The 1,246-nt window shown below is 45.2% G+C and carries 1 protein-coding gene; it reads right to left on the bottom strand.

The window, feature by feature from the left end; translation table 11 throughout:
* Positions 1–163: 163 nt before the first annotated feature.
* The coding region (locus A3757_RS02220; RefSeq protein ID WP_068739097.1) for a proton-conducting transporter membrane subunit at positions 164–1,246 on the bottom strand (1,083 nt) is incomplete at its 5' end.

Below are 1,246 nucleotides of genomic sequence, written 5' to 3'. Positions count from 1 at the left end.
TGGCATAAAAAGCAGGGAAGTTCTCCCAGCTGTGGTAAATATGGCGGTGAACAATAAAGTCAGCAATCACTAGCAAAGCACATGCGACATAAAATACTTTTAACATCTTTTTGACGTTTTCTGGCTTGTCGAACCAGCCATCTGAAGAGTGATGATCAGACATTTAGCCTTCCCCCATATTCGTTGATACACCTGGAATCAAATTTATTAGATCGATCAGGGGTTGAGGATAGAAGAACAAGGCAAGACATCCAAACGAAGTCACGCCAAGTGCTATTAAAATTGGTAACGGAGCCTCTTTAGTGTCCGACCATGCCCAAGGCTTAGATTCTTTTGCTTGGGTATTAAAGAATGCTTTGATTGGGATGGGCAAAAGATAAGCGATATTAAGCAAGGAACTTATCATTAGCACGGCGACAATGATGAGCTTGTCAGATTCAAGAGCGCCCATTGTCAGATACCACTTGCTCCAGGTTCCTGCCATAGGAGGAAGGCCAATTATACTTATTGCACCAATCGCAAAAGCAGCAAAGGTGAGTGGCATTTGCCGGCCAAGTCCCACCATGTCGCTGATGTTCTTTTTGTGACTGGCAACCATAATTGCACCGGCGCAGAAGAAGAGGGTGATTTTACCAACAGCATGTGTGGCGATATGTAAGGCAGCACCGGCATGGGCGATAGATGAAGCAAGCAGAGCACCCACGACAATGTAGCTTAGTTGACTTACTGTAGAGTAGGCCAGTCTAGCTTTCAGGTTGTCCTTAGTCATAGCAATGCAAGACGAGAGCAGTATCGTGGCAGCGCCGATATAGAGCATAATATCTGTGGTTGCGAGCTCTTTAAGCTGGTCGATCCCGAAGATATAAATAATTATTTTTAGGATACTAAACACGCCCGCTTTTACGACAGCGACAGCGTGTAGCAGTGCACTAACCGGTGTTGGCGCAACCATTGCGGCAGGTAGCCAGCGATGGAAAGGCATAATGGCTGCTTTACCAATGCCATAGCAGAATAGAACGAGTAGAACGCTAAGGACGGCCTTGCTGTGTGAATTATCAAAAATTCCACCTGCTTGGAAATCCAATGTGCCTGTTAAGCTGTAAGTACCCAAGACAGCAAAGAGTAAAAATGCGATTGATGTACTAAGCAAGATGCCGAGGTAAGTTCTGCCGCCTTGCTTGGCTGCTTCAGTCCCAGCATGTGTTACTAGTGGGTAAGTTGACAGTGTTAATACTTCATAAAATAT

The sequence above is a fragment of the Oleiphilus sp. HI0117 genome, assembly GCF_001635235.1.
This window is presented reverse-complemented; position numbering and strand designations above follow the sequence as displayed.